This window comes from Sphingomonas sp. GW821-FHT12D09 (genome assembly GCF_058807215.1).
In genome coordinates, this window is sequence record NZ_JBXAQL010000002.1 from 299,273 (window position 1) to 325,149 (window position 25,877).

Here is a 25,877-nt window from a genome sequence, read left to right on the forward strand (position 1 = left end):
GCCCGCATGCGCTACCCAAGGGGAATGACCGGCAACGTGCCAGATAGCCTGATTCCCTATGACGAGATCGTGCAGGAGGCCCTGCGCGCAGTCGTTGGTCGCGTGCTCGGTACGGTGGCCGAGACGGGCAATCTGCCCGGCGGGCACCATTTCTACATCACCTTCAAGACGCATGCGCCTGGGGTCGACATCCCGCAGCGGCTGATCGAGCGCTTCCCGGACGAGATGACCATCGTCATGCAGCACCGATTCTGGGACCTGAAGGTGGACGGCGAGAAATTCTCGGTGGGCCTGAGCTTCAACCAGGTGCCGGCGATGCTGTTCATCCCCTTCTCGGCGATCACCGGCTTCCACGATCCGGCGGTGAACTTCGAACTGCGCTTCCAGGCTGCCGATGGCGGCGAGGATGGCGAGCCGCAGCACGAGGAAGCGGAGAATGACGGGCCCGCGGCCAAGCCGGTCGAAGACGGCTCGAACGTCGTCTCGGTGGATTTCAAGCGGAAGAAGTAAGCTGCGTCCCGGCCCAGCGGCCGGCATCAGCAAATATCAGCGCATCAGGCGCGCGCGCAGCTCCTGCATCGCCACGGCGTCTACCGCCGCGGCGGGATCGTCCGCGCCGAGGATCGCGCCGAGATGATCGAGGATCTGGCTGGCACGATCCAGGTTCTGCAGCGATTCGAGATGCGTGGCGATGACGTGCGGATCGTCGATCAGCTGCTCGCCCAGGCTGTCGAGCAGCGTGCGGACATAGGCGACTTCCTCGACGATGCGGGTGCCGAGATCGGAGAGGTTGGCTTCGGCCTGTTCCGCCGGCGACTCGGGTGGCAGCTGCACGCCGCTGCGCACCGCTTCCTGGATCGCATCGACTCTGGCTTGGCCGCGATAGCCTTCGAAGGTCGCGACGCGGTTGCCGGAGACCCATTCCTCGACGGTGACGGCGCTGGTGTCGAAGGCGACGCCGCAGCGGCCCTGGGCCTGCCAGACGACTCGGGCGGCGACCTGGATCTGCGAACGGTGCAGCGTCAGCTGGGTGCCGGGGCGCGGCAGCACCGATCCATCGACCATCGCCCCGCCTTCGGAAAGATTGCGGATACGCACGGCCACCTTGAGCCCGTCCGCCTCGATCGTGGCGGCGAGCAGCAAGTTCTTGCGCGGCTGGCGATGGGGCATCGCACCGGCGGGCAGGGAGGATTGGGCGTGCATCATTTTTGTCCGGGCACCGTAAGAGCACAGAGCTGGTTAACGCCGCGCAAATTGCCCGAGGCTGGAAACACGAAGACCGAGGGGCTAGAGGCCGCGTGACTCCGCCCGCGCGCGGACTGGATAGAGGAAGCCAAGCGTGACCACCCGTACCGAAACCGATTCGATCGGCGCGATCGAAGTTCCCGCCGACGCCTATTGGGGCGCGCAGACCCAGCGTTCGATCGAGAATTTCCCATTCGGCGAGATGGAGCGCATGCCGCTCGGCATCGTCCATGCCCAGGCGATCGTGAAGCAGGCTGCGGCGCGAGTGAACCGCAAGCATGGCATGGACGCCAAGATCGCCGATGCGATCGAGGCGGCGGCGCAGGAAATCGTGGCGGGCGACCTGGACGACCAGTTCCCGCTGGTGATCTGGCAGACCGGCTCGGGCACCCAGACCAACATGAACGTCAACGAGGTCATCGCGGGCCGCGCCAATTTCGTGCTCGCCGGCACCAAGGGCGGCAAGTCGCCGGTGCACCCGAACGATCACGTCAACATGAGCCAGTCGTCGAACGACAGCTTTCCGACTGCGCTGCACGTCGCCGCGGTGCTGGCGACGGGCGACGCGCTGATTCCCGCGCTCGACCAGCTGACTGCCTCGCTGACCGCCAAGGCCGAGGCCTGGGACCACATCATCAAGATCGGCCGCACCCACACCCAGGACGCGACGCCGCTGACGCTCGGCCAGGAATTCTCGGGCTATGCAGCCCAGCTGGTGAGCTGCAAGGCGCGAATCGAAGGCGCGCTGAACGGGAATCTGCGCAAGCTGGCGATCGGCGGCACCGCGGTCGGCACTGGGCTCAACGCGCCGGACGGCTGGGCCGAGGACATGTCCGCGGCGATCACCGACATCGCGGGCACGCAGTTCGAGCCGGCGCCGAACAAGTTCGAGCAGCTGGCGGCCAAGGACGGCCTCGTCTTCTTCTCCGGCGCGCTGAACACGCTGGCGGTGGCGCTCAACAAGATCGCCAACGACATCCGCTTCCTCGGCTCGGGCCCGCGCTCGGGCCTCGGCGAGCTGTCGCTGCCGGCCAACGAGCCGGGCAGCTCGATCATGCCGGGCAAGGTCAACCCGACTCAGTGCGAATCGCTGACGATGGTTGCGGCGCAGGTGATCGGCAACAATCAGGCGGTTACCGTCGGCGGCATGCAGGGGCATTTCGAACTCAACGTGTTCATGCCGCTGATCGGCGCGAACGTGCTGCGCTCGATTGCGCTGCTCTCGACCGGCATGACCAGCTTTGCCGAGCGCTGCGTCGACGGGATCGAAGCGAACGAGAGCCAGATCAAGGCGCTGGTCGACCGCTCGCTGATGCTGGTGACCGCGCTGGCCCCGGCGATCGGCTATGACAACGCCGCCAAGATCGCCAAGAACGCGCATGAAAAGGGCCTGACGCTCAAGGAGAGCGGGCTGGCGCTCGGCCTCGTCGATGAGCCGACGTTCGACCAGTATGTCCGTCCTGAGACGATGATCGGGCGGTAAGTCACCGTCCCATGTGACTATAATCCTCCGTCACCCTGAACTTGTTTCAGGGTCCAACTCTCCCCGAGCGGTATCGCTGGTGGTGGGTTGGATGCTGAAACAAGTTCAGCATGACGGATGGGTGTGGGAGGACGCTGCAATAGCAACTGCAGCGGTCGGTGGTTTGCTCGCCGCAGGAACTTAGTTTCCTTTCAATCGCTTGCTCCCTCGAACACCAATCGAAGGAACGCAGATGATCGGGGACGCAATCGCAGGCTGGATCGGCAACCGCATCGATCGCCGGGATGGCGAGGGCGGCACGATCGGCGCGCTCGTCGGCGTGTTGAGCTGGAAGGCCGCCAAGAAGATCGTGCCCGCCGCGCTGGTGCTCGGCGGTGCGGCCTATGCCTATCATCACCTCACCAAGAGCCGCACGGAAGCGGCATGATCGGCAAGCTTCTCGCCGCCTTTATCGGCAACCGGATCGACCGTTCGGACGGCAAGGGCGGCGTGAAGGGTGCAGTGATCGGGCTCGGGGTCCAGCGGTTGCTGGCCCGGATGGGGCCGTTCGGCTGGGTGCTGGCGGCGCTGTTCCTGGTACTGCGCTTCGTCTGGCGGCTGATTTTCCCGAAACGGAAGGTGCGCTACGTCCGGTCCTAGCTTGACGTAGAGGTGAGTCCCAAGCCAAAGGCTCCCATGCCTCATCGTACCGAGACCGACCCGCACGGATTCAAGCGCCGCGGTGTGCTGTTCGTGCTTTCCTCGCCCTCGGGTGCCGGCAAGTCGACCATCGCGCGCAAGCTGCTCAAGGCCGACGATCACCTCGAGATGTCCGTCTCCTATACCACGCGGCCGATGCGCCCGGGCGAGGTGGATGGCGTCGATTACCACTTCGTCGATCTCGAGCAGTTCCGCGAAATCGCGAACAACCACGAGTTCCTGGAATGGGCGCACGTGTTCAACCACCGCTACGGCACGCTGCGCGCGACCGTGGAGGAGATCCTCGATTCGGGCCGCGACGTGCTGTTCGATATCGATTGGCAGGGCGCGCAGCAGCTGTTCCAGCTGGCCGGCGGCGACGTGGTCCGTGTGTTCATCCTGCCGCCGTCGTTCGTCGAACTGCGCCAGCGGCTGGTCAACCGCGCGACCGACACGATGGAAGTGATCGACGCCCGCATGGCGCGTGCCGCCGCTGAAGTTAGCCACTGGGACGGCTATGACTATGTGCTGGTCAACGACGACGTCGACCAATGCTATCGCTCGGTCCATACGATCCTGAACGCCGAGCGGCTCAAGCGCTCGCGCCAGACGGGCTTGATCGGATTCATCCGCGGGTTGATGAAGTAACCTTCCCAACAGGGGAGGTTCCTATGACTAGACTTATTCTCGGCGGTGCGCTCGGTGGGCTCGCCATGTGGCTGGTGGGCTTCCTCTTCTGGGGTACGCCGCTCAGCCTGCTTGCACTTTCGCGTACCGACGACGCCACCAGCGCGGCGTTGCACGCGGCGCTGGCGCAGCATCTCGGGTCGCTCGGCACCGGCGCCTATCCCGTACCCTGGCCGGGCACGCCACTCGGTACCCAGCTTTACGGGCAGGGCCCGACGGCGATGATATTGTTCAACGCCAATGGCTTCGCCAATCCGGACAGCGCTTCGCTGATCGGCGGGCTGGTGCTGGCGATCCTGTGCGTGCTGGCGGCGGGCTATGCGATGATGCGCGTGGCATCGGGCTTCGACTTTGCCGGCCGGCTCAAGCTGGTGGCCATGGTTGCGGTGGCGATCACTGCCTATTCAGACCTCGGCCAGCCGATCTTCAACCACGCACCCTGGGGCTATTTCACCTATCTCTGGATCAGCGATGTCGCGAGCTGGATCGCGGCGGGGGCAGTGCTCGCCTGGGCGCTACCGAGGCCAGTGGTGGCGCAGGCCTAGAGCAGCGCCAGGAACCGCGCACCGGCGTCGAAGTCGACCCGGTGGGCGTCGCGCAGTTGCACGGCGAGTACGTCCTCGCCCCATTGCTCGGCCTGCCAGAGTTCGTCGACATGCGCGGCCTGCCACAGGGTCTCGGCTTCCACTGCCCCTTCGAGCAGCGCCAGCGCGCCGACCAGCGAGCCGCTGACCGTCACCAGCGGGGAAAGCCCGGCCAGGCGGAAGCCGTCGAGCGCCCCCACCGCTTCGGCAAGCCGCGTGACGGTCGCTTCGGGCTGGGCCTTGTGCATCACGCCGGCAATGGTCTCGAAGTGAATGTCGTAGCGGCTGCGTGCCCAGTCGAGCAGCGGGTCCCAGCTTTCGCTCTGGCGCGCGACCAGGGGCTCGGGATCCTCGGCGCGGTAATAGAGCAGGTCGCTTTCCCCATATGCGGCGAGCCCGGCGGCGAAGGGGGCGGGGTCGGGGGCGATCCGGTCGATCGCGGCATTGGCGAGCCCGGTGAGCGGCATCGCGCGCGGATCGATCGTCTCGCCCACATTGCGCCATTCGTCCGCCACCGCTTCGGCCAGCGCCGGGGTGGGGAGCACCAGCGCCGCGCGGCCCGGGGTGCGCACCGGCTTGCCGTCGAGCGCCACCTGGCGGTTCTCGACGCTAACGTCCTTCCAGAAACGCCTCATGCCTCGGGCGGGGCCTCTTCGGGGGTCTTCCAGCGGCGCGCCATCGTCTTGGGCACGATCGCCATCACATAGAGCGAGGACATGATGATCATGCCGCCGAACAGCGTCATCTGATACTCATGCGCGCGGCCGGCGACGAGCAGGCCGATCACCGCCCCGGCGGTTCCGAGCATGTTGACTCCGACCATCAGGTAATAGCGCTTCATCGCCAGGCGTTCGGCGTCTGTCATAGCCTCTCCAGATGCGCGGGGAGCTGGCTGGCGTGATCGGCGATCACCTGCGCGCCGGCGCCGAGCAGCTCCGCGGACGTGTGGTATCCCCATAGCACACCAACGGCGTGGGCGCCAGCGGCGCGCGCCATCGCCATGTCGAAGCTGGTGTCGCCGATCATCGCGGTGGTCTCGGGCGCGGCGCCGGCCTCGGCGATGGCAAGCTCGAGCATCGCGGGGTGCGGCTTGGAGGGGTGGCGATCGGCGGTCTGCAGCGTGATGAAACGCTGGTGGATGCCGTGATGCTCGAGGATCAGGTGCAGTCCGCGATCCGACTTGCCGGTGGCGACGCCGAGCAGCCAGCCGGCCGCGTCGAGCGCATCGATCGTCTCGATTATGCCGTCGTAGAGCGGCTCCGGATCGAGCGCGGCACTGGCGCGCATCGCATGGAAGGCGCGCTTATATTCCTCGGCCATCGCGTGGTGGAGATCGGCATCGGCTTGCGGCAATAGTTGCGCGATGGCGGGGACCAGGCTGAGGCCGACGATGCGGCGGATGTCGTTGCGACTCGGCGGATCGAGCCGGTGCGCGTCGAAGGTCGCCTCCATCGCGCGGCAGATATTGGCCTGCGAATCGACCAGCGTGCCGTCGCAATCGAATACGGCGAGACGGTTGGTCATAAAATTCCTCCCCCAGCTTGCTGGGGGAGGGGGACTGCCGCCGAAGGCGGTGGTGGAGGGGCGCGGCGGGTCACCGCCGCGCTGCGGCGGCCCCTCCACCATTCGCTGCGCGAATGGTCCCCCTCCCCGAGAGAAGCTCGGGGAGGAATGAGAAGGCCCATCACTTCGCCCCTCGCATCAGCTGCGCCATCGCGCGCTGGCCCTGCGCTTCCAGCGCGTCGGCGGCGGCTAGGCGCGCCGCCTCGGGCTTGGTCTGGGCGAGCTTGCGGGTGCCGCGCCACGCCTGGATCTCCAGCCGGAAGCCGGCGATGGCGGTAAGCATTTTTGCGATCCTCGCCGGATCGACCTTGTCGCGCTTCCACTCTGGCTTCGGCGTGAGGCGGCGTTCCTGCTCATGGCCAAGCGCGTCCAGATGCGCGAGCAGCGCGGTCTCGTCCATCGGCGTGACCCGGCCCTCCAGCTCTACCGCGACATAGTTCCAGGTCGGCACTTCGTCCGGGCCCATGCCGTACCAGTCGGGGCTGACATAGGCGTCCGGTCCCTGCAGGCTGAACAGGGCGGTGGCGCCGTCGAGATGCCGTGCGATGCCGTTGCCGCGCGAGACATGGAAGGCGAGCGTTTCATCCTCCAGCCACACCACCGGCACATGCGCGACGCGCGGACCGTCTGGCGTCGCCGCGAAGACCGCGCCGAAGCCGATGTCGCGGACCAGTTCGCGGATCGCCGGGCGGTCTTCCCAGCGGAAGGCCGGATGCGGATGCATCAGCGGCTCCGGGTGCCGCCAGGCTTGGCGCTGCCGCGGCTCGGGCTGGGCCTGGTGCCAGGGCTGGTGCCGGTGCGCGGACCGCTGCGTGGGCCGGGCTTGGGGCCGGCGCCGGCGGGCTTGCGGGCACCGGGCTTGGCGCCGGTGGCGGGCTTCCCGCCGGCGCCCGGCGCCTTGCGCGTGCTCGGCTTGCCGCCGCTGCGGGGCGCGGGCTTGTCGGCGGTCGCGCCTTCGCCGCGTCCGCGCCGTTCCCCCCGGCGCTCCTTGCGCACCGACTTCGCATGCGCGCGGGCATTGGACTTGAGCTGCTCCTTGGTCATCGGCGGCAGCCCATCGTCGAGCGGCAGCGCGTCGCCCTCCGCTTCCTCGAAGCCGAGGGTGTGCAGCGATTCGGCGAAATGGTGCGGCAGCGGGGCGCGCATGTCGATCCGCTCGCCATCGGGATGATCGACGCGGAGGCGGCGGGCGTGGAGGTGCATCTTGCGGCTGATGCCCCCGGTCAGAAAGGCTTCGGGCCCGCCGTACTTGCCGTCGCCGACGATCGGGAAGCCGATCGCCGCCATATGGACGCGCAGCTGGTGCGTGCGGCCGGTAAAGGGCTGGAGCTCGACCCAGGCGGCGCGGTTGCCGGCGCGGCCGATGACGCGATAGCGCGTGCGGGCGGCCTGGCCTTCCTTCTCGTCGACCTGCATCTTCTCGCCGCCGGTTCCCGGCTGCTTGCCGATCGGCAGCTCGATCATGCCGTCCTGAATGCTCGGCACGCCTACGACCAGCGCCCAATAGACCTTGCGCGCGGTGCGGCTGGAGAAGCTCTTGGAGAAAGCCGCGGCAGCGCGGGCGGTGCGCGCCACGAGCAGGGCTCCGCTCGTGTCCTTGTCGAGCCGGTGGACCAGCTTGGGGCGCACGTCGTTATCGTACTGGAGCGCGTCGAGCAGCTCATCGACATGCTCGTTGGTCTTGGTGCCGCCCTGCGTGGCGAGGCCCGGCGGCTTGTTGAGCACGAACGCGGCATCGTCCTGGTGGATCACCATGGCGCGGGCGAATTCGATCTGCTCGTCGCTCAGGTCGACGACGCGGACGCGCTTGGGGCGAGCGGGCTTGTCGGCCGTGACCGGGTCGGCCGGGGGCACGCGGATCACCTGGCCTTCGGTGACGTGGTCGCCCGGCTTGGCGCGCGCGCCATCGACGCGCAGCTGGCCGGTGCGCGCCCAGCGCGACACCAGGTTGAAGCTGGTATCGGGCAGGTGCCGCTTGAACCAGCGATCGAGGCGGATGCCGTCGTCGTCGGGCTTCACGGTGAACTGACGGACTGCGTCGGTCATGCGATTGCTCTCAAAATGCTAAGGCCCGCGAACAGCGAAAGTGCCGAACCGAGGACCGAGGCGAGGATATAGCCCAGGCCAAGGCCCCAGTCGCCGCGCTCGATCATGTTCATCAGATCGAGGGTGAAGGCCGAGAAAGTGGTGAAGCCGCCCAGCACGCCGACGCCGATCAGCAGGCGCCATTGCTCGCCGCCCTGGCCGATGCGGGCGAGGGTGCCGGCAAGCATGCCCATCAGGAAGCCGCCGATCAGATTCACCGCGAGCGTTCCCCAGGGATAATTGGGCCCGAACCAGGCGAGCGTGAGTCTGCCTGTCAGGAAGCGCGCCGCGGAGCCGAGGGCACCGCCGAGCATGACGAGGAGTAGGGGAGGCATCTTGAGCCGTTAGCGCGGAATGGCTGTGAGGGGAACCCAACCAATTCCTCCCTCGCGAACCGGCCTTCTTAGGCCCCTCCCTTTCAAGGGAGGGCAGAAAGAGATCAAATCCCGTTGTTCGCCACCAGGTCGATGTCCGTCCCGCCATCCGGCCGGTTGGTCAGGAACAGCACATACGCCCCGCCGTCCTTGTCGCGAGTGCCACCCAGGATGTGCTCGGCACCGTCGACTTGGTGCTCGCTTGTGTAGCCGCCGCGGATCGCCTTGGTGTAATACCAGTCGAGCATCGCCTGCATCGGCTGGGGCGAGGAGAAGCTGACGACGCGCAGCTGGCACTGGCCGGCGGTGCTGCCCGCGGCCTCGCTCACGCGCGCCTGCGGATAGAGCGGCAAGTCGCGCGGCAGGCGCTGCGCCCAGCCGGCGGCATATTGCAGCGATGACGCGCACTGGTTGGTCTTGCTGTCCTTCTGGCGCGAGGCAAGGCCGCCCAGCGTGACGGACTCGCGCGCCGCGGCGCACCGGGTGCAATCCTTCCCCGCCTGGGTCGGCGCGGGGGTCTTAAGAAGCTGGCCATTGTCGATCTTGCTGCCGTTTGCCGCGACATTGTCGCTGGGCACGCCGCCCGAATAGGGCTGGGCCGGCGGGCGCACAGCATCGCCATTCGCCTGGCGGCCGAGCTGGGGATCGACCATGATCTGGTCTTGCAGCGCGCTGGCCAGCGCCGGATCGGCGGCGTTGCCGCTCTCCGTGTCCGAAGTATCGCCCAGGCTGCCCTTGCTGCCGCACCCGGCAAGCGCCAGGGGCAGGGCAAGCATCAGCAGAAAACCGTGGCTACGGGCCATTTTACACGCTCCTTTGAGCGCACGACTATGCCGCAGGAGGGTTAAGGAAGGCTTGGGCACGCTGGATTTCTATCCACAATTGCGTTAACCATAAGCGGAACCCCGGACGGATCGTGTGCGTATTTTGCCGAACGACCAAAGGGGTATGCATGCAGCTCAACGCGAGGATGATCGGCGCCGGTGTGGCCGCCGCAGTCGCTGCTGGTGTCGGTTACCTCCTGCTTTCCAGGCCGGACGAGGAAGCTGCGTTCAGCACGGTGACGCGCGATGGTGCGTTCAGCGTGCGCGACTATCCCGGGCTGGTCGTCGCCGAAGTGGTGGTGCCGGGGCTGCGTCAGGCGGCGCTCTCGGTTGGCTTTACCCGGCTGGCGGAGTTCGTTTTCGGCCGCGAGCGCGCGGGCAAGCGGCTACCGGTCCCGGTGTTCGCCGATGGCGACGAGGATGGCCGGGGCTGGCGCACGCGTTTCCTGATGCCGGCCGATGCGGCGATCGAGGTGCTGGGCGATCCCGCGGCGGGTGTATCGCTGCGCACGCTGCCGGCGCGGCGGATCGCGGCGCTGCGCTTCGCCGGGCTCGACAGCGAAGGCGCGCTCGATGCGCATGAGGCCGAATTGCGCGCCTGGATCGGCGCGAACGGCCTGCGTCCGGCCGGGCCTGTGGAACACGCCTTCTACAACTCGCCCTTCACCCCGGCATCGCTGCGGCGCACCGAGGTGCTGATCCCGCTCGCGGCCTGACTGCTATATCTTGATAACACACCTTCGTTGAGATATAGCGCTTACCCATGCTGAACCTGCTCTCGATCCTTGTGGGCATCATTGCCCTGCCGCTGATGCTGATTGCGCTGATCCCGCTGCTCGGCTGGCTGAACTATGTGGTGATCCCGGTCGCCGTGGTCGGCCTGGCGCTGGGCGCGCTTTCGGACTCGAACGCCGGGCGCAACCTCAACATCGTCGTCGCCGGCGTCGGCCTGGTTCGCCTGTGGCTGGGCGGCTTCATCTTCTGATCTCTGGCAGTACCGAGTGTAGATCCTCCCCGCGAAGGCGGGGATCCGGGGATTTCTGTGCCCGGACCGTCCTGCTTGGCTCTGGATACTCGCCTTCAAGGGGATGACGAAAGAGTGGGAAGTCGGACAGATCGATCACGAAAGATCATCGGCGCATAAGAAAAGGGCCCGGCGTTTCCGCCGGGCCCCTCTCTGCCTGCGTGGCAAGCTTCAGGTTTGCGCGCGGACGCGCGCGGGCTGTTAGCGGCAGCGCACGTCGCCGCGATCCACCGACGACCCGATCGCCGCCCCCGCGGCCGCGCCGAGCAGCGTGCCCAGGGTGGCATTGCGCCCGTTCGAGATCGCGTTGCCGAACAGGCCGCCGGCGACGCCGCCTACGATCAGGCCGGTCGTGCCGTCCGAGCGGCGGCAATAATATTGGCCGTTATTGCCGCGATAGATGCGGTCGTTCCGCGTCAGGCGGCGCTCGCGGTAATAGCGGCCGTCGCGATAATAGTCCGCCGCGTCATAATAGCGCTCGCCCGGCGGCAGACGGTTATAGTCGTAGTTGCGATAGCGGCGCCAATCGCTGCGCCACTGGCGGTTGTCCCGGCGATCGCGATCCCGATAATTCTGGTCGCGATAATCCTGGCGGTCGCGGTCACGATAGTTCTGCTGGCCATCGATCGACGCTGCGGCTGCGGCTGCGACGGGGGCGGCGGCATTTGCGGCCGGGATGGCAAGGCCCGCGCTGGCGATCGCGGCGGCTAAAAGAATACGCATGGGTTTTCTCCGTTTTCTCGTTTTCCCTGCCGCACCAACGTGCCGAAGCGGGACGAGTTGCGTGAACGGGAAACTACCTCCCGTTCATCGCGCGGCCATGCGTCAGATCCGCGTGTCGCCCGGATAGGCGAAGAGCAGGTCGCTGCCCGCCTCGGCATGGAGGTCGGCGCTGCCTTCGACCGTCACGCATTCGCCGGCCTGGAAGGCGACGCCGTCGACCACGCCTTCGCCGCGCAGCGGGATCAGCCAGCCGGTGACGCCGTCGGGCAGCGTCACCTCGCGCTTGCCGCCGGCCCAGCGCTCGAGCACGAATTTAGGGCCCTCGACGAGGATCACCCGGTCCTCGCCGACGCGGCCGGGCATCGGGTGCGGCGTGTAGGGCACGGGATCTGATACGGCGATGCCGGCGTCTAGGTGCAACTCGCGCGGGCGGCCATAATCATAGAGCCGGTAGGTGGTCTCGCTGTTCTGCTGCACTTCGACCAGCGTGATCCCGGCACCGATGGCGTGGATCGTGCCCGAGCCCGAATAATAGAAGTCGCCCGCCTTGACCGGCTTCCAGTCGAGCAGGCCTTCGATCGAGCCATCGAGCGCGGCGGCCTTCAGCGTCTCGCGGTCGACCGGCTCCTTCGTGCCAAGCGCGATCGTCGAATCGGGCTCGGCATCGAGGATCACCCAGCATTCGTCCTTGCCGCGCGGCAGGCCGGCGGCATGGGCCTGCTCGTCATTGGGGTGGACCTGGACCGACAGCTTCTCGCTGGTGAACAGATATTTGATCAGCAGGTCGGGCGCGGCGTTGCCCGGTGTCTGGAACCAGACCTCGCCTACCGGATCGCCTGTCGGCGACGGATCCGCGAAGCCGGGCCAGAGCTTGTGGCGGCCCCAGGGCTTCTCAACGCGGTGTGTGGCAAGCAGCGTGGCGGTCACGAAATCCCTCCCGAAAATGGTCCGGCGATGCAACGCGCATGCAGCCTTGAAGCTCCCGCCGCAATCCCGCCGCGAAAAGGATTGTTCGAAGCCACAACGGCACGCTAAGACCCCCACCCATGCGTACTCCAACGACCCGCGCCCTTGCGCTCGCCCTTCTCCCGGTTCTGGCACTTTCGATGGCCGGTTGCGCCAAGAAGAGCGGCAACAAGGACCTGCCCTATGTCGCGCGCGACGTCGGCACGCTCTATTCCACCGCCAAGCAGAAGCTGGATGCCCACCAGTACAAGCTGGCCGCGGCGCTGTTCGACGAAGTCGAGCGCCAGCATCCCTATTCGGTCTGGGCGCGCCGCGCGCAGCTGATGGGCGCGTTCAGCTATTATCTGAACCGCGACTACACCGAATCCATTTCCTCGGCGCAGCGCTTCCTCGCCGTCCACCCGGGCAACCGCGATGCGCCCTATGCCTATTACCTGATCGGCCTGTGCTATTACGAGCAGATCAGCGACGTGCAGCGCGACCAGAAGATCACGCAGCAGGCGCTCGATTCGCTGGGCGAGCTCACCCGCCGCTATCCGAACACCAAGTACGCCGCCGATGCCCGCCTGAAGATGGACCTTGTCCGCGATCACCTCGCCGGCAAGGAAATGGAGATCGGCCGCTTCTACGAGTCGCGCGGCCAGTGGCTCTCGGCGACGATGCGCTTCCGTACCGTGGTCGACCAGTATCAGATGACCACCCACGTGCCCGAGGCGCTGATGCGCCTGACCGAGGCGTATCTCGCGCTCGGCATGCCCGAGGAAGCGAACAAGGCCGCTGCGGTGCTCGGCGCCAACTATCCGGGGACCGACTGGTACGAGCACGCCTACAAGCTGATGCAGTCGAACCAGGACAAGGTTCAGGCGGCGCAGACGGTGGCCAAGCCCGCGAGCTGATGCTCGGGGCTTTTGTTCCTATTAAGTTCCTGCGATAGAGCGGGCGCATGCTGACTGCGCTGGCCATACGCGATGTCGTCCTGATCGAAGCGCTCGACCTGGAGTTCGGCGCCGGGCTGGGCGTGCTCACCGGCGAGACCGGCGCGGGCAAGTCGATCCTGCTCGACGCGCTGGGCCTGGCGCTGGGCGCGCGGGGCGAGACCGGGCTGGTCCGCCAGGGCGCGGCGCAGGCCGTGGTGACCGCAAGCTTCGAGCCGCCGGCGCGGGACGGCGAGATCGCCAACCTCTTCCACCAGAACGGGCTAGAGCTCGAAGCGGGCGAGCCGCTGATCGTGCGCCGCATCGTCAAGGCGGATGGCGGCAGCCGCGCCTTCCTCAACGACCAGCCGGCCTCTGCCGGGCTGCTGCGCGAACTGGCGCCGCACCTGGTCGAGATCCACGGCCAGCATGACGATCGCGGGATGCTCAATCCGCGCGGGCACCGGGCGTTGCTCGACAGCTTCGGGCGCTGCGATCCCGGCCCGGTGGCGATCGCGCACAGAGCGTGGCGGGATGCCGAGGCGGCGCTGGCGGTGGCGCGGGCCGAGCAAGATGTTGCCGAACGCGACCGCGAATGGCTGGAACATGCCGTCGCCGAATTGCGCGCGCTGGCGCCGGAGGCGGGCGAGGAGGAAAGCCTCGCCGAGCGCCGCGCCGCCATGCAGCGCGGCGAGAAGATCGCGGGCGATCTGCAGGGCATCGCCGAATTGCTCGATGGTTCGGAAGGCGGGCTGAGCCGGCTGCGCCAGGCCGCGCGGGTGCTGGAGCGTGTAGCCGGCGATCATGAAGCGCTGGCCGAAGCGCTTGCCGCGATCGACCGCGCGATCACCGAGGCGGCCGAGGCGCAGGACCGGGTCGATGTCGCCGCCGAAGCGCTGGCCTTCGATCCCGCCGCGCTGGAAGCGGACGAGACGCGGCTCTTCGAACTGCGCGGCCTCGCCCGCAAGCACCGTGTGCAGCCGGATGATCTGCCGGCCTTGCTCGACGAGCTTTCCGCGAAGCTGGACCGCGTCGCGAGCGGCGGGGCGGGAATCGCCAAGCTCGAGGCCGCGGTCGCGGCGACGCACCGCACCTATGCCGAGGCCGCGAAGACGCTTTCCGCGAACCGCGCGATGGCCGCTGCCCGGCTCGACGCCGCGGTGGCGGGGGAGTTGAAGCCGCTCAAGCTCGATTCCGCGCGTTTCAAGACGGTGGTCGAGCCGCAGGCGGAGGCAAACTGGTCGAGCTTCGGCATGGACCGGGTCGAGTTCGAAGTCTCGACCAACCCAGGCGCGCCCTTTGCCCCGCTGGTCAAGATCGCCTCGGGCGGCGAGCTGTCGCGCTTCATCCTGGCGATGAAGGTGGCGCTGGCCGAGGAAGGCGGCGCGCGCACGCTGATCTTCGACGAGATCGATCGCGGCGTCGGCGGCGCGGTGGCGAGCGCCATCGGCGAACGCCTGGCGCGGCTGGCGGACAGCGCGCAGGTGCTGGTGGTGACGCACAGCCCGCAGGTCGCGGCGCGCGGTGCCCAGCATCTATTGATTGCCAAGAGCCATGACGGGACCGTCACCCGCACCGGCGTGACGCCGCTCGATCCGGCGCAGCGCCGCGAGGAGATCGCCCGCATGCTCTCGGGCGCCGAGATCACCGACGAGGCGCGCGCCCAGGCCGAGCGGCTGATCGCGGCCTAGGCGACCGCAGCCCGCTCGATCCCTTGGCGCCGTCCGGCGACCCAGCCGGCATAGCCGGTCCCCGCGCCGATCAGCGCCGCTGCGAGGGCAAAGGGCAAAGGCGGCAGCTCGGCGAAGCGAACGAGCAGCGCCTTCCATGCTTCGAGCGGGCCGACGAACTCGAACAGCAGCGCGGCGAACAATGTCGCCGCGCCGGCGATGAAGAAGGGCCGGCCATGGCGCCCGCTCTGCAGTGCCAGGCCAAAGGCGATCGCTGCGGTCACCGCGTTGGCGAGCTGGAAACCGATGCCGAGCTTCCAGAAGTCCGCCGGTCCGCTGATCGACAACGGCGGCAGGATCGGGGCGAGCCGTCCGAGGATCGGCGGAAGCAGGAAGAATATTGTCGCGAGCATGTAGCGCGCATGGACCTGCACTTTTCGCCGCTGGCGGAGCGCTTCGTAATAGCACCAGGCAAAGGCAGCGACCGACACGACATCGATCCAGGCGAGGCGCGGCGCGTAGAGCGTGTAGAAAGGCGACGCACCCTCGACGTACCGCCGTGCCATGCCAAGGAAGATCATCGATCCGCCGGCCAGGAACAGCGGAAACAGCACCAGGCTGGCCACGCCGAGCGTGCGATGCAGCGCGTTTTGCCCCGAATGGATCGTCCAGCTCTGCGCGACGAGGAGCAGCAGCCACAGCGTTGCGGTCACCCCGTGCGCATGCATCTGCAACGGCGCGGTGGAGATCGTCGAGATGTACCCTGGCCAGAAGGCCAGCGCCGCGAGCGGGAAGATCGCAAGCAGAGCCCAATGGGCGTAACGATATGGCATGTGGCGGTTCCCCCGAAGTCTTCAGCCTATCGCAGGTATGCGCGCCGTCAACCTGGGAGCTTCGGACCATCGGGTCGCCGCGCGCGGGACTCGTCTCCCCGAAGCTGAACGGAACTCTCACGGGCGGGACAGCTTGCGACACAATAGCGTGGGGACGGGGACAAGCATGCGACAGCCGGTCCCCATAAAGGTGTTCAGGCCGCTGAGGGGCGGCCCGGTTTCGTAAGAGGAGAGACTGAGATGAAGAAGTTTACCCTGATGCTCGCCGGCCTTGGCATTGCCGCTTCGGCCGTTCCGATGACCGCCGCGATGGCTGCGCCGCATCCGGCGCCCGCCTATCAGACGTGGCAGAACATCAATGCTCGCCAGGACAATCTGTATCGCCGGATCGACCAGGGCGTGCGCTCGGGCCAGCTGAGCCGCAGCGAGGCGGCTCGCCTCCGGGGCGAGTTCGCCAACCTGAACCGGCTCGAGGCCCAGTATCGTCGCTCGCGCCCCGGCATCACGATCGCCGAGCGGCGTGACCTGGATCGTCGCTTCGATGCGCTGTCGGCGCGGATCAACTACCAGAAGCACGACCGCGAATACGGCCGCCCCGGCCGCCGATGACGCCGGCGGGTTTCCCTTTCCCCCTGGAGGGAAACCTGACGAGGACGGGCTCCGCCGCAAGGCGGGGCCCGTTGCGTTTGGCGGGAATCGCGTCCGCACCATCTTTCTCTGGCCCAAACTCAGCGTGCACGCAGGCGCGCTACTGCGCGGTGTTTCTTGAAGGGCTGGGCCCGGCCTTCGCCGGGGAAAGAAATAAGAGGTAAGGCGGCCCTCAACGCAGCGGCTTGCCGCTGTCCTTCCACTTGTCGAGGATCTGTGAATCGTCACTCGCCGGCGCGGCGACCGGTGCGGGCCCGGGCGCCGAATAGCGGGAGAGCGCGGTGCCGCTCTGGGCATAGGCCGGCTGGATATTCTCGCGCGGGGTGGACGCGGTCGCGGCGGGCTTCCCCGCAACCGGCACCGGCATCAGCGGCATCACCGGCGTTGCCAGCGCGGCCAGGTCGGTCCGGGCATGTGGCTCGGGCAGCGGTTCGCCGCCGCGATAGGCTTGGCGGAAGGCATTGGCGGTGCCCCACCAGCCTTTCCAGCGATGGAAGAAATGCGCGCCGAACACGCCGGTCATCACCAGGCTGCGGTTCCAGGACGGTGTCACGGCATAAGTATGGTAATGCGTCGCCTCGCCGACCGCGCCGAACACCTGCCCCGAAAGCGCTGCGGCGGCGACCTTCGCGGCGCGGTCCCAGGCGGTGCGCATCGGCTGGCGTGCCATCGCGCCGTCGCACGCGAAGCTGAACTGGCAGCCGCGCTTCTCCGACCCCTGGAACACCACGCCGCACACGGTGGCCGGGAAGGCGGGATGGCGCACGCGATTGAGGATCACCTGCGCCACCGCACGCTGGCCGTCGCTCGGCTCGTTCGCCGCTTCGTAATAGATCGCCGTGGTAAGGCACTGGAGCGCGCGGCTCTTGTCCAGGCCGCTACCGGCGAGGTGGAAGGGCAGGGCCGGCTGGATCGATCCGTCGACCGGCGCCTCCACCGCGTCGGCCGGGATCGGCATGTCGGGAAGCGCCGTGGTGCCGGTCGTGCCCGCGCTCACCGCGGCATCGTCATCGACGGCATAATAGAAGGCGGCGCCGGGGAAATGGTCTTCGGCCTCGTAGCCGACAAGGACGGGCTTGCTCTCGGGCTTCGCGATCGAGGGGCCGAGCGCCTGGGCAGAGAAGCCCGCGCCCACCAGCGACACGACGATCGCCGCGCCGATCCCGCGCGCCTGCATCTTCGAGAAACGCCGCCAGAACACGCTGTGCCTTACCCCGCCCGGGCCCTTTGCCCGTGCGCGGCATAGCCGATTTCATTGGCTCCCGCGCCCCCGGATTTGGACGCGTCCCACAGCGAAACACTTGATGGTAAAGGTAATTTTAACCTTGTCGGGTCGTGTAGCGGCTGCGGAAGTCGTTTGCGAAGGCCGCGAGCGTGCCTTCGCCGATCGCCGCGCGCAAATCCTGCATCAGCACCTGGTAGAACCAGATATTATGCTCGGTCATAAGCATCGCGCCCAGGATCTCGCCGGCGCGGACGAGATGGTGGAGATAGGCGCGGCTCCAGGTGGCGCAGACCGGGCAGGGGCAGCTGGGGTCGAGCGGGCCCTGGTCCTCGGCGAACTTGGCGTTGCGGATGTTGACCGGGCCGATTCGGGTAAAGGCCTGGCCGGTGCGGCCGGAGCGGGTGGGCAGCACACAATCGAACATGTCGATGCCGCGCTCGACCGCGCCGACGATGTCGTCCGGCTTGCCGACGCCCATCAAATAGCGTGGCTTGGTCGCGTCGAGCTGGCCCGGCGCGAAGTCGAGCACGCCGAACATCGCTTCCTGGCCTTCGCCGACCGCCAGGCCGCCCACGGCATAGCCGTCGAAGCCGACATTGAGCAGTGCATCGGCGCTGGACTTGCGTAGCCCTTCGTCGAGTGCGCCCTGCTGGATACCGAAGATGGCGTTGTGCTCGGCATGCTCCTCGGCGGCGAAGAAGGCATCGCGGCTGCGCTGCGCCCAGCGCATCGATCGCTCCATCGCCGCGGCCTGGACCTCGCGGGTCGAGGTGGTGGGGACGAGCTCGTCGAACGCCATGGTGATCGAGCTGCCGAGCAGCCGCTGGATCTCGATCGAACGCTCGGGGCTGAGCATGTGGCGCGAGCCGTCGAGATGCGACTTGAAGGCGACGCCCTCTTCGCTGCGCGTGGTCAGGTCGGACAGGCTCATCACCTGATAGCCGCCCGAGTCGGTGAGGATCGGGCGATCCCAGCCCATGAAGCTGTGCAGGCCGCCCAGCCGCGCGACGCGCTCGGCACCGGGGCGGAGCATGAGGTGATAGGTGTTGCCGAGGATGATATCGGCGCCGGCGGCGCGGACATCGCCGGGCTTCATCGCCTTGACGGTGGCGGCGGTGCCGACCGGCATGAAGGCGGGCGTGCGGATCTCGCCGCGCTGCATGGCGATCGTGCCGAGGCGCGCCTTGCCGTCGGTGGCATGGATGGTGAACTCGAAACGGGACATGGGCGTTGCCATTGGCGTTGCCGAAGGGCGCTGTCTAGTTCTCCCTCTCCCCTTGTGGGAGAGGGAGGGAGCCGACGCAGTCGGCGGAAGGGTGAGGGGGAGTGAGACTCAGTCCCCCTCATCCTTCCCACGCCTTCGGCGCGGGCCCCTTCCTTCTCCCACAAGGGGAGAAGGAGTTTGGAAGAAGAACATGCCGAACGAGACCACCGACAAGCTGCGCGAGATGGCCGGGCATCGCGGGCTGAAGCTCGTCGCCTCGCGCCGCCGCAAGCCGGGCGGGGACTTCGGCAGGTATGGCTTGAAGGACTTGGACGACGCGCCCGTGTTCGGCATCGACGAGGGCGTGCTCACTGCCAGCGCGGAGGAAATCGAGGACCATCTGCGCGGCGCCAGCAGCAATGCCTGGAGCAAGTCCGCCGGTTCGGCCAGGCCGCTTCCCAAGGCCAAGCCCAAGCCCGCCCCGAAACCGAAGCCGAAGCCCAAGCCGCGCTTCAACCCGAAGGTCGCCAATCTGCTGGCCAAGCTCCCCGCGGCGAAGCGCGCCGAGGCGTTCACCGAGTTGCTCCGGCGCCCCGGCATTCGCATCGAGCGCATCGTCTCGCACGGCCAGTCGACGCCCGAAGACGCGCCGATGGTGCAGGATTGGGACGAATGGGTGCTTCTGCTCGAAGGCGCGGCGGGAATCCGTATCCTGGATTCGGCGGTAGTCGAACTCGCACCCGGCGATCACCTGCTGATCGAGAAGGGCCAGAAGCACTGGGTCGCCTGGACCACGAAGGACCGCACCACCGTCTGGCTGGCGATCCACCTCGACTAACGGGCCCGCCTGCGTCATCCTCGCCCATCAAATCGGCGGCGGGGGCGGCGATGGAACCCTATGAATATGTGCTGGTGCTGGCGTCGATCATCGTCGGGCTGGGCGTCGCGGACCTGCTGACCAGCTTCCAGAAGCTGCTCCGTGCCCGGGCGCGCGTGCGATGGGACTGGGCGGTGCCTGCGGTCGCACTCGCCACGCTGATGGTCAACCTGATGATCTGGTGGTCGCTCTATGCGCCGGCCGCCACGCCGGTGACGATCGGCGGCTTCCTGCCCGCGCTCGTCCAGCTGATCCTGCTATTCCTGCTCACCTGCGCAGTGCTGCCCGACGAGGTGCCGGCGGAGGGCTTGGCCTTGCGCGACTATTATGCGGAGAACCAGCGCTATATCTGGACTTTGTTCTGCGTGACGCTGGGCTGGGGCATCCTTTGCGGCGTGGCCGAAGGCGTGGGGCAGGGCGGGGCGGCCGCAGCGCTGAACCGTCTGCCCGACCTGCTCGTGCTGGCCGCGATGGCCTCGCTCGCGCTGGTGCGCGCACGCTGGTGGCACGCGCTGGTGCTGGCGCTGCTGATCCTCTCCGGGCCGCTTGCCTGGCTGTCGCGGAGCCTCGTCTAGGGCACCAGCGTCGTAAACACGAACACCCCGAAGATGACGAGGTGGACCACGCCCTGCAGCACCGTCGTCCGCGCGGTGGCGAGCGACTGGGTGGCCACCAGCAGGGTCAGCGAGAGCAGCACGATCCCGCGCGAATCTAGGCCGAGCGCCAGCGGCAGGCCCTGAACGAGCGACAGCACCGCCACCGCGGGGATGGTGAGGCCGATCGTCGCCAGCGCCGAACCCAGCGCGAGGTTGAGGCTGGTCTGGAGCCGGTTGGCCATCGCCGCGCGCACTGCCGCGACGCTTTCGGGCAGCAGCACGAGTGCCGCGATCACCACGCCGACCACGGCATGGGGCAGGCCGGCGCCGGCCACGCCGTCCTCGATCGCCGGCGCCAGCGCCTTGGCGAGCAGCACCACTTCGACGAGGCAGGCGATGAGGATCGCGCCGGAGAGCAGGGTCGCCTTGCCCGTAGGTGGCGGGGCATGCGCCTCGAGGTCGGCGGCAGCTTCCTCAGGCGGGAGGAAATAGTCGCGGTGGCGCACCGTCTGGACCGTCACGAAAGTGAGATAGAGCAGCAGTGAGACAATCGCGACGAAGGCGAGTTGCGACGGCGCGTAGAAGGGGCCGGCCGAGGCGGAGAAATTGGGCAGGACCAGCGTCAGCACGGTCAGCGTGCACAGCGTGGCGATCGAGGCACTGACGCCGACCTGCTGGAAACTCTGCTCATGGTGACGCAGCGCACCGAGCAGGATGAACGCGCCGAGCAGCCCGTTGAGGATGATCATCACGGCGGAGAACACGGTGTCGCGCGCCAGCGTCTCGGCGCCGGCCTTGCCCTGCAGCATCAGCGTGAGGATCAGGCCGACTTCGATCACCGTGACGGCGAGTGCGAGCAGGAAGGTGCCGAAGGGCTCGCCCACCTTGTGCGCGATCAGCTCGGCATGGTGGACCGCGGCCAGCACGGTGACGATCAGCACCACGCCGAGCAGCAGCGGCGGGATGGCGACGGTGCTGCCGAAGGCGATGCTCAGCGCCCCCGCGAAGGGAGGCAGCCAGATCCAGGTCCTGCGCAAAAATTCCATACCGGCTACCCTAGGCAGGTCGGCGCGCGCAGTCCAACCGCCTCAGCGATGCGCGGCGACATATTCCAGTATGTCGTGCGGCGTGCGGAACGTCACATCGGGCTGCATCGCGGTGAGCAGCTCCTCCGCGGCATAGCCCCACAGCACCGATCCGGCGTGCATGCCCACTTCGCGCGCCGCATCGACGTCGCGCGTCTCGTCGCCGATCGCGAGCACCTGATCGGCGCGCATGCCCATCTTCCTGAGCACGCGGCGGAACTTGGGTGCCTTGCCGAACAGCGAGGAGCCGCAGGCGAAGCAGTCGATCCGCGCCGCGTGCACCGGGCCCAGGATCTTGCGCGCATTGGCTTCCGAATTGGAGGTGACCAGTGCGATTTTCACACCCCAGGCGGCGAGCTGCTGAAGCAGGTCGGGCGTCCCGGGAAACAGCGCTATCTCATGTGCATTGCGGCCGATCAGCCTGCGCAGGTGACGTGCGATCAGCGGCAGTTTCCACCGGGAAATGCCCAGGAACGCGATCACGTCGCGCGAACTCTTGTGGCGCAGCATGTCCACCTGGTCGGGCTGGACGGTGCGGAAGTTGAACTTGCGCGCCAGGTCATCGACGACCGAGAGGAACCAGTCGCCGCTGTCGGACAGCGTGCCGTCGAAATCGAAGATCACCAGCCGGATGGGCGCCGCATCAGTCATGCGCGTGTCCGCCATGCATGCGACATTCCGCCCCGTTGCCCAGTTCGATCTGTACCGTCGTATGATCGATCCTGAAGTCGTGCGCCAGCCGATGTTGCAGCGCGAGCAGGAAGGCGTCGCCAGGGTGGCCGCCCGGCATCACCAGGTGCGCGGTGAGCGCCGCCTCGGTGGTGCTCATCGGCCAGATATGGAGGTCGTGGACCCGCTCGACACCGGGCAGCGCGGCGAGCGCTTTCTCCACCGCCTCGGGGTCGATGCCCTTGGGCACGGCCTGCAGCGCCATGGTCAGCGATTCGGTGAACAGCCCCCAGCTGCTCCACAGGATCACGCCGACGATGACCAGGCTGATGACGGGATCGATCCAGTCCGCCCCGGTGAACAGGATCAGCCCGCCGCCGATCACCACACCCGCCGATACCGCGGCGTCGGCGGCCATGTGGAGATAGGCGCCGCGGATGTTGACGTCGCCTTCGCGCCCGCGGGCGAAGAGCAGGGCGGTCGACAAGTTGACGACGATGCCGGCGCCGGCGACGAGCATCACGGTCATGCCCGGCACGTCGCGCGGCTCGGAGAGGCGCTGGACCGTCTCGAGCAGGATCGCGCCGACCGCGACGAACAGGAGCACGGCATTGGCGAGCGCCGCGAGGATCGAGGAGCCGCGCAGGCCATAGGTGAAGCGGCGAGAGGCGGGACGCTTGGCAAGTTCGGCACCGCCCCAGGCGATCAGCAGGCCGAGCACGTCGGAGAGGTTGTGTCCTGCGTCCGCGAGCAGCGCCATCGAATGGGTGAGGACGCCCGCGCCGCCCTCGATGACGACGAAGCCCAGGTTGAGCGCGGTGCCGATGGCAAAGGCGCGCCCGAAGTCCGCGGGCGCGTGGCTATGGCCATGGTGGTGGCCGTGCGAAGCATGATTATGGTCGTGATGCGCGGCCATCGTTACGCTCTTAGCCGTGTCCCGGCATGAGATGCTAGGACATGAATCGCATCAATTGGAGCTGCGGGCACCTTTCTTGCCCCGGCCGGTGCCCGGGCCCAGCTGCGGACGGATGGTGACCAGCTCCTTGCGGACCAGCACGCCGTCCTTGTCCGCATCGAAGCGGGTGAACAGCAGGTCGAAGCGCTCGGCCAGTTCGGCGAAGCTGATCTTGTTGTCGCCGTCGCGGTCCACTTCGAAGGGGCTGGGCACGGTGTTGCGGTCGCCCATCCAGCGCTCCTGCCAGTCCGAATAGGCGATATAGCCGAGCCAGCCCTGGTGGCGCGTATCGACTGCGTCGAAGCTGCGCTTCAGGCCGGTATCGAATTCGGCGCGCGTCACCTTGCCGTCGCCGTCCGCATCGAAGGCGGCGATCATCATCGCGGCGGGCTCGACGATCACGGTGAAGGCAGGTTGCTCGCGCGTGCTCGTGCCGATCGGCACGGCGGGGTTCGCCTGCGGCGACGGGATCTGCGCGCGCTCCTGGGCAAAAGCGGGCGTTGCGGCCAGAACCGCCAGGGCAAGCAACAAACGCATGAGGATCCTTCCCGACTCGCGGCGAAGAGGACCGCTACCGCGCCGCCACCCAAGCCGCAATCTGTGGCGAAGGTGGGGCGGGGTCAGGGGAGCAGCAGCGAGGCGTCGCCATAGCTGTAGAAGCGATAGCCGCTCTCGATGGCGTGGCCATACGCATCCTGCATGCGCTCCAGCCCCATCAGCGCCGACACCAGCATGAACAGCGTCGAGCGCGGCAGGTGGAAGTTGGTCATCAGGCCGTCCACGCCCTTGAAGCGGTAGCCGGGGGTGATGAAGATCGCGGTATCGCCTTCGAAGGGGCGGATGATGTTGTCCTCGCCCGCGGCGCTTTCCATCAGGCGCAGGCTGGTGGTGCCGACCGCAATCACCCGGCCGCCGGCGGCGCGGACGGCGTTCAGGCGGTCGGCGGTCGCCTGGTCGATGCGGCCCCATTCGGCGTGCATCTTATGGTCCGCCGTGTCCTCGGCCTTGACCGGCAGGAAGGTGCCTGCGCCGACATGGAGCGTCAGCGTGGTGTGGCCCACGCCCGCCGCGTCGAGCGCCGCCAATAGCTCCGGCGTGAAGTGCAGTGCCGCGGTGGGCGCGGCTACGGCGCCGGGCTCGCTGGCGAACATCGTCTGATAATCGTCGGCATCGCGCGAATCGGTGGGGCGCTTGGAGGCGATATAGGGTGGGAGCGGCATGCAGCCGCAGCGCTCCAGCAGCAGCTCCACCGGTTCGTCGCCATCGAAATCGAGCGCGAAGCTGCCATCCTCGGCGCGGTCGCCGGCGGTAGCGGTCACGCCCGCGCCGAAATCCACCGTGTCGCCGTCGCGCAGGCGCTTGGCGTTGCGGATGAAGGCGCGCCAGCGGCGCGGGCCTTCGCGCTTGTGGAGGGTGGCACCGATCTTCGCCTCTCCGCGCGTGCCCTCGAGCTGGGCGGGGATCACACGAGTGTCGTTAAACACTAGGCAATCGCCGGCGCGCAGCTGGGCGGGGAGGTCGCTTACCCGCAGGTCGCGCGTCACGGCGCCGTCGAGCACGAGCAGACGGGCCGAATCGCGCGGAGCCGCAGGGCGCAGCGCGATCCGGTCGTTTGGCAGCTCGAAATCGAAAAGGTCGACGTTCACGTGGTGCGGCGGCTTATTGCGGCAGCGTCGCCTTCACCTCGCCCGGGGGCAGCGCCTTGGGGGCATCGGCCGGCAGGTTCGAATAAGGCGGCGGGTTGTCGGACTGGATATAGGCGTGGACGATCCTGGTCGGGTTCGCCGGCGGCTCGCCGCGCTCGATCTTGTCGACCCACGGCATGCCCGCGATGACGCGGCCGAATACCGTGTAATCATGGTCGAACGCCAGCTTGGGCGCCATCATGATGTAGAACTGGCTGTTCGCGCTGTTCTCCGCCTCGGTCTTCTGCTCGGGTGTGGCGTTTTCCTGCGCGCCGCGGCGAGCGGCGGCGACGGTGCCGCGAACATGGGGGAGGTTGTTGAATTCGGCCGGTACGTTGGGCAGGTCCGAATCGCCGGTGCCGTCACCCTTGGGATCGCCGCCCTGTGCCATGTAATAGGGGTCGTCGACCACGCGGTGGAACGTCAGGCCATCATAGAAATGGCGACGCGTGAGCTCCTTGATGCGCGCGACCATCTTGGGCGCGGCGTCGGGGCGCAGGCGGATCAGCACGCGGCCGCCGGTCGAGAGGTCGAGAACCCAGGTCTCGGCCGGATCGGCGGGCACGACGGCGGGATAGATGCTGTTCACATCCTCGGCGCTGACGCCCTTCAGGGGCTCGGCGACCGGCTTGGGCGCCTTTCCGCCGCCCTGGGCAAGGGCGGGCGTGGCGAACATCATCACGGCCGAAGCGGCCATCGCGGCAAACAAACGCATCAATTTCCCCACTCGGAATACACCCTCAACCAGCGGCTCTAGCCCAATAGAACGGGCTCAACCACTCCCTTTGCGACCGATGACGGCAACGCGCGCCGCCACTTCGGCATTGACCGCAGAGGGCACGAACTTGCGGATATCGCCGCCGTAGAGCGCGATTTCCTTGACCAGGCGGCTGGCGATCGGCTGGAGCGAGACATCGGCCATCAGGAATACCGTCTCGATCCGGCTGTTCAGCTGCTGGTTCATGCCCGCCATCTGATACTCATATTCGAAGTCGGCGACGGCGCGCAGGCCGCGCACGATCATGCTGGCGCCTTCGCGCTCGGCAAAGTCCATCAGCAGCGAATCGAAGCTGACGACGTGGATTTCGCCCGCGATGTCGGCGACTTCGCGCTTCACCATCTCCATCCGCTCCTCGATGGTGAACATCGGGTTCTTGGAAGGGTTGGTGGTCACGCCGATCACCAGCCGGTCGCACAGCTTCGCGCCGCGGCGGATGATGTCCATATGGCCGAGCGTGATCGGATCGAAGGTGCCGGGATAGACGCCGGTGCGAATAGTC

Annotated in this window: 33 protein-coding genes; 13 read left to right on the plus strand and 20 right to left on the minus strand. The window is 67.5% G+C overall.

What is annotated here, in order from left to right; all coding sequences use genetic code 11:
* Window positions 1-24 precede the first annotated feature (24 nt).
* Complete coding sequence (locus tag AC1RPL_RS11300; protein ID WP_493069402.1) at window positions 25-510, plus strand: SspB family protein; 486 nt, start codon at window positions 25-27, stop codon at window positions 508-510.
* A gap of 36 nt (window positions 511-546) precedes the next feature.
* Here the strand turns inward: AC1RPL_RS11300 and AC1RPL_RS11305 are convergent, their stop codons facing one another.
* Complete coding sequence (locus AC1RPL_RS11305; RefSeq protein WP_493069403.1) at window positions 547-1,170, minus strand: PilZ domain-containing protein; 624 nt, start codon at window positions 1,168-1,170, stop codon at window positions 547-549.
* A gap of 169 nt (window positions 1,171-1,339) precedes the next feature.
* Between AC1RPL_RS11305 and fumC the strand changes: the two genes are divergently transcribed.
* The 5 genes from fumC (at window position 1,340) to AC1RPL_RS11330 (ending at window position 4,638) form a co-directional block, all read left to right on the plus strand.
* A complete protein-coding gene (fumC, locus tag AC1RPL_RS11310) occupies window positions 1,340-2,728 on the plus strand; it encodes a class II fumarate hydratase (protein ID WP_493069404.1) in 1,389 nt (462 codons plus the stop codon).
* Window positions 2,729-2,960: 232 nt separating this feature from the next.
* Window positions 2,961-3,155 (plus strand): hypothetical protein, encoded by a 195-nt coding sequence (locus tag AC1RPL_RS11315; protein WP_493069405.1) that lies wholly within the window; start codon window positions 2,961-2,963, stop codon window positions 3,153-3,155.
* Window positions 3,152-3,367, plus strand: a complete 216-nt coding sequence (locus tag AC1RPL_RS11320; protein WP_493069406.1) for a hypothetical protein — start codon at window positions 3,152-3,154, stop codon at window positions 3,365-3,367. Before AC1RPL_RS11315 ends, AC1RPL_RS11320 begins: the two co-directional genes overlap by 4 nt.
* Window positions 3,368-3,403: 36 nt before the next feature.
* Entirely contained in the window at window positions 3,404-4,054 is a 651-nt protein-coding gene (gmk, locus tag AC1RPL_RS11325; RefSeq protein WP_493069407.1) for a guanylate kinase, read from the plus strand.
* A 23-nt stretch (window positions 4,055-4,077) separates the two neighbouring features.
* Window positions 4,078-4,638 carry a hypothetical protein gene (locus AC1RPL_RS11330; protein ID WP_493069408.1) on the plus strand — a complete coding sequence of 187 codons (561 nt, stop codon included), beginning with the start codon at window positions 4,078-4,080 and terminating at the stop codon, window positions 4,636-4,638.
* Here the strand turns inward: AC1RPL_RS11330 and AC1RPL_RS11335 are convergent.
* The 7 genes from AC1RPL_RS11335 to AC1RPL_RS11365 all read right to left on the minus strand — a co-directional run bounded on the left by AC1RPL_RS11335 (window position 4,635) and on the right by AC1RPL_RS11365 (window position 9,502).
* Window positions 4,635-5,312, minus strand: a complete 678-nt coding sequence (locus tag AC1RPL_RS11335; RefSeq protein ID WP_493069409.1) for an ATP12 family chaperone protein — start codon at window positions 5,310-5,312, stop codon at window positions 4,635-4,637. The two genes, AC1RPL_RS11330 and AC1RPL_RS11335, sit on opposite strands and share 4 nt — an antisense overlap.
* The gene (locus AC1RPL_RS11340) at window positions 5,309-5,542 is read right to left on the minus strand and encodes a hypothetical protein (protein ID WP_493069410.1); all 234 of its coding nucleotides are present in this window, start codon (window positions 5,540-5,542) and stop codon (window positions 5,309-5,311) included. The genes AC1RPL_RS11335 and AC1RPL_RS11340 overlap by 4 nt, the downstream gene beginning before the upstream one ends.
* On the minus strand, window positions 5,539-6,201 hold the full coding sequence (locus AC1RPL_RS11345) for an HAD-IA family hydrolase (RefSeq protein ID WP_493069411.1): 663 nt from the start codon (window positions 6,199-6,201) through the stop codon (window positions 5,539-5,541). The genes AC1RPL_RS11340 and AC1RPL_RS11345 overlap by 4 nt, the downstream gene beginning before the upstream one ends.
* Window positions 6,202-6,361: 160 nt before the next feature.
* Window positions 6,362-6,964: an FMN-binding negative transcriptional regulator gene (locus AC1RPL_RS11350; protein ID WP_493069412.1), complete on the minus strand. Its 603-nt coding sequence runs from the start codon at window positions 6,962-6,964 to the stop codon at window positions 6,362-6,364.
* Entirely contained in the window at window positions 6,964-8,286 is a 1,323-nt protein-coding gene (locus tag AC1RPL_RS11355; protein ID WP_493069413.1) for an RluA family pseudouridine synthase, read from the minus strand. Before AC1RPL_RS11355 ends, AC1RPL_RS11350 begins: the two co-directional genes overlap by 1 nt.
* Window positions 8,283-8,660 (minus strand): fluoride efflux transporter CrcB, encoded by a 378-nt coding sequence (gene crcB, locus AC1RPL_RS11360; RefSeq protein WP_493069414.1) that lies wholly within the window; start codon window positions 8,658-8,660, stop codon window positions 8,283-8,285. Before crcB ends, AC1RPL_RS11355 begins: the two co-directional genes overlap by 4 nt.
* A gap of 104 nt (window positions 8,661-8,764) precedes the next feature.
* On the minus strand, window positions 8,765-9,502 hold the full coding sequence (locus tag AC1RPL_RS11365) for a hypothetical protein (RefSeq protein WP_493069415.1): 738 nt from the start codon (window positions 9,500-9,502) through the stop codon (window positions 8,765-8,767).
* 149 nt (window positions 9,503-9,651) lie between these two features.
* On the opposite strand from AC1RPL_RS11365, the gene AC1RPL_RS11370 reads away from it, so the two are divergent.
* Window positions 9,652-10,239, plus strand: coding sequence for an SOUL family heme-binding protein (locus AC1RPL_RS11370; RefSeq protein WP_493069416.1), 588 nt, complete (start codon window positions 9,652-9,654; stop codon window positions 10,237-10,239).
* A gap of 47 nt (window positions 10,240-10,286) precedes the next feature.
* On the plus strand, window positions 10,287-10,508 hold the full coding sequence (locus AC1RPL_RS11375; protein WP_493069417.1) for a hypothetical protein: 222 nt from the start codon (window positions 10,287-10,289) through the stop codon (window positions 10,506-10,508).
* 240 nt (window positions 10,509-10,748) lie between these two features.
* Here the strand turns inward: AC1RPL_RS11375 and AC1RPL_RS11380 are convergent, their stop codons facing one another.
* Together AC1RPL_RS11380 and AC1RPL_RS11385 are read right to left on the minus strand one after the other, a co-directional pair.
* A complete protein-coding gene (locus tag AC1RPL_RS11380; RefSeq protein ID WP_493069418.1) occupies window positions 10,749-11,270 on the minus strand; it encodes a glycine zipper 2TM domain-containing protein in 522 nt (173 codons plus the stop codon).
* 102 nt (window positions 11,271-11,372) lie between these two features.
* Window positions 11,373-12,197 carry a class I mannose-6-phosphate isomerase gene (locus AC1RPL_RS11385; protein ID WP_493069419.1) on the minus strand — a complete coding sequence of 275 codons (825 nt, stop codon included), beginning with the start codon at window positions 12,195-12,197 and terminating at the stop codon, window positions 11,373-11,375.
* Window positions 12,198-12,316: 119 nt separating this feature from the next.
* Between AC1RPL_RS11385 and AC1RPL_RS11390 the strand changes: the two genes are divergently transcribed.
* Together AC1RPL_RS11390 and recN are read left to right on the plus strand one after the other, a co-directional pair.
* Window positions 12,317-13,132 carry an outer membrane protein assembly factor BamD gene (locus AC1RPL_RS11390; RefSeq protein WP_493069420.1) on the plus strand — a complete coding sequence of 272 codons (816 nt, stop codon included), beginning with the start codon at window positions 12,317-12,319 and terminating at the stop codon, window positions 13,130-13,132.
* Between the two features lie 47 nt (window positions 13,133-13,179).
* Complete coding sequence (recN, locus tag AC1RPL_RS11395; RefSeq protein WP_493069421.1) at window positions 13,180-14,841, plus strand: DNA repair protein RecN; 1,662 nt, start codon at window positions 13,180-13,182, stop codon at window positions 14,839-14,841.
* On the opposite strand, the gene AC1RPL_RS11400 is transcribed toward recN, so the two are convergent.
* Window positions 14,838-15,653, minus strand: coding sequence for a hypothetical protein (locus AC1RPL_RS11400; protein ID WP_493069422.1), 816 nt, complete (start codon window positions 15,651-15,653; stop codon window positions 14,838-14,840). The genes recN and AC1RPL_RS11400 overlap by 4 nt on opposite strands.
* A gap of 240 nt (window positions 15,654-15,893) precedes the next feature.
* On the opposite strand from AC1RPL_RS11400, the gene AC1RPL_RS11405 reads away from it, so the two are divergent.
* Window positions 15,894-16,262 carry a hypothetical protein gene (locus AC1RPL_RS11405; RefSeq protein WP_493069423.1) on the plus strand — a complete coding sequence of 123 codons (369 nt, stop codon included), beginning with the start codon at window positions 15,894-15,896 and terminating at the stop codon, window positions 16,260-16,262.
* 211 nt (window positions 16,263-16,473) lie between these two features.
* Here the strand turns inward: AC1RPL_RS11405 and AC1RPL_RS11410 are convergent, their stop codons facing one another.
* Window positions 16,474-17,502, minus strand: a complete 1,029-nt coding sequence (locus tag AC1RPL_RS11410; RefSeq protein WP_493069424.1) for a cell wall hydrolase — start codon at window positions 17,500-17,502, stop codon at window positions 16,474-16,476.
* A gap of 118 nt (window positions 17,503-17,620) precedes the next feature.
* Window positions 17,621-18,751, minus strand: a complete 1,131-nt coding sequence (gene tgt / locus AC1RPL_RS11415; protein WP_493069425.1) for a tRNA guanosine(34) transglycosylase Tgt — start codon at window positions 18,749-18,751, stop codon at window positions 17,621-17,623.
* Window positions 18,752-18,941: 190 nt separating this feature from the next.
* Here tgt and AC1RPL_RS11420 point away from each other — a divergent pair, with 190 nt between their 5' ends.
* Both AC1RPL_RS11420 and AC1RPL_RS11425 read left to right on the plus strand, forming a co-directional pair.
* Complete coding sequence (locus tag AC1RPL_RS11420; protein ID WP_493069426.1) at window positions 18,942-19,568, plus strand: cupin domain-containing protein; 627 nt, start codon at window positions 18,942-18,944, stop codon at window positions 19,566-19,568.
* 50 nt (window positions 19,569-19,618) lie between these two features.
* Entirely contained in the window at window positions 19,619-20,182 is a 564-nt protein-coding gene (locus AC1RPL_RS11425; RefSeq protein ID WP_493069427.1) for a hypothetical protein, read from the plus strand.
* On the opposite strand, the gene AC1RPL_RS11430 is transcribed toward AC1RPL_RS11425, so the two are convergent.
* From AC1RPL_RS11430 to coaD, 7 genes are all read right to left on the minus strand, one after another.
* Window positions 20,179-21,249: a calcium:cation antiporter gene (locus tag AC1RPL_RS11430; protein ID WP_493069428.1), complete on the minus strand. Its 1,071-nt coding sequence runs from the start codon at window positions 21,247-21,249 to the stop codon at window positions 20,179-20,181. The genes AC1RPL_RS11425 and AC1RPL_RS11430 overlap by 4 nt on opposite strands.
* Before the next feature lie 42 nt (window positions 21,250-21,291).
* Entirely contained in the window at window positions 21,292-21,939 is a 648-nt protein-coding gene (locus AC1RPL_RS11435) for an HAD hydrolase-like protein (protein WP_493069429.1), read from the minus strand.
* Window positions 21,932-22,873 (minus strand): cation diffusion facilitator family transporter, encoded by a 942-nt coding sequence (locus AC1RPL_RS11440; protein ID WP_493069430.1) that lies wholly within the window; start codon window positions 22,871-22,873, stop codon window positions 21,932-21,934. Before AC1RPL_RS11440 ends, AC1RPL_RS11435 begins: the two co-directional genes overlap by 8 nt.
* A 51-nt stretch (window positions 22,874-22,924) precedes the next feature.
* Window positions 22,925-23,449 (minus strand): EF-hand domain-containing protein, encoded by a 525-nt coding sequence (locus AC1RPL_RS11445; RefSeq protein ID WP_493069431.1) that lies wholly within the window; start codon window positions 23,447-23,449, stop codon window positions 22,925-22,927.
* 83 nt (window positions 23,450-23,532) lie between these two features.
* Entirely contained in the window at window positions 23,533-24,558 is a 1,026-nt protein-coding gene (gene queA / locus AC1RPL_RS11450) for a tRNA preQ1(34) S-adenosylmethionine ribosyltransferase-isomerase QueA (protein ID WP_493069432.1), read from the minus strand.
* 13 nt (window positions 24,559-24,571) lie between these two features.
* Entirely contained in the window at window positions 24,572-25,312 is a 741-nt protein-coding gene (locus tag AC1RPL_RS11455; RefSeq protein ID WP_493069433.1) for a peptidylprolyl isomerase, read from the minus strand.
* Between the two features lie 57 nt (window positions 25,313-25,369).
* A complete protein-coding gene (gene coaD / locus AC1RPL_RS11460; protein WP_493069840.1) occupies window positions 25,370-25,873 on the minus strand; it encodes a pantetheine-phosphate adenylyltransferase in 504 nt (167 codons plus the stop codon).
* Window positions 25,874-25,877 lie beyond the last annotated feature (4 nt).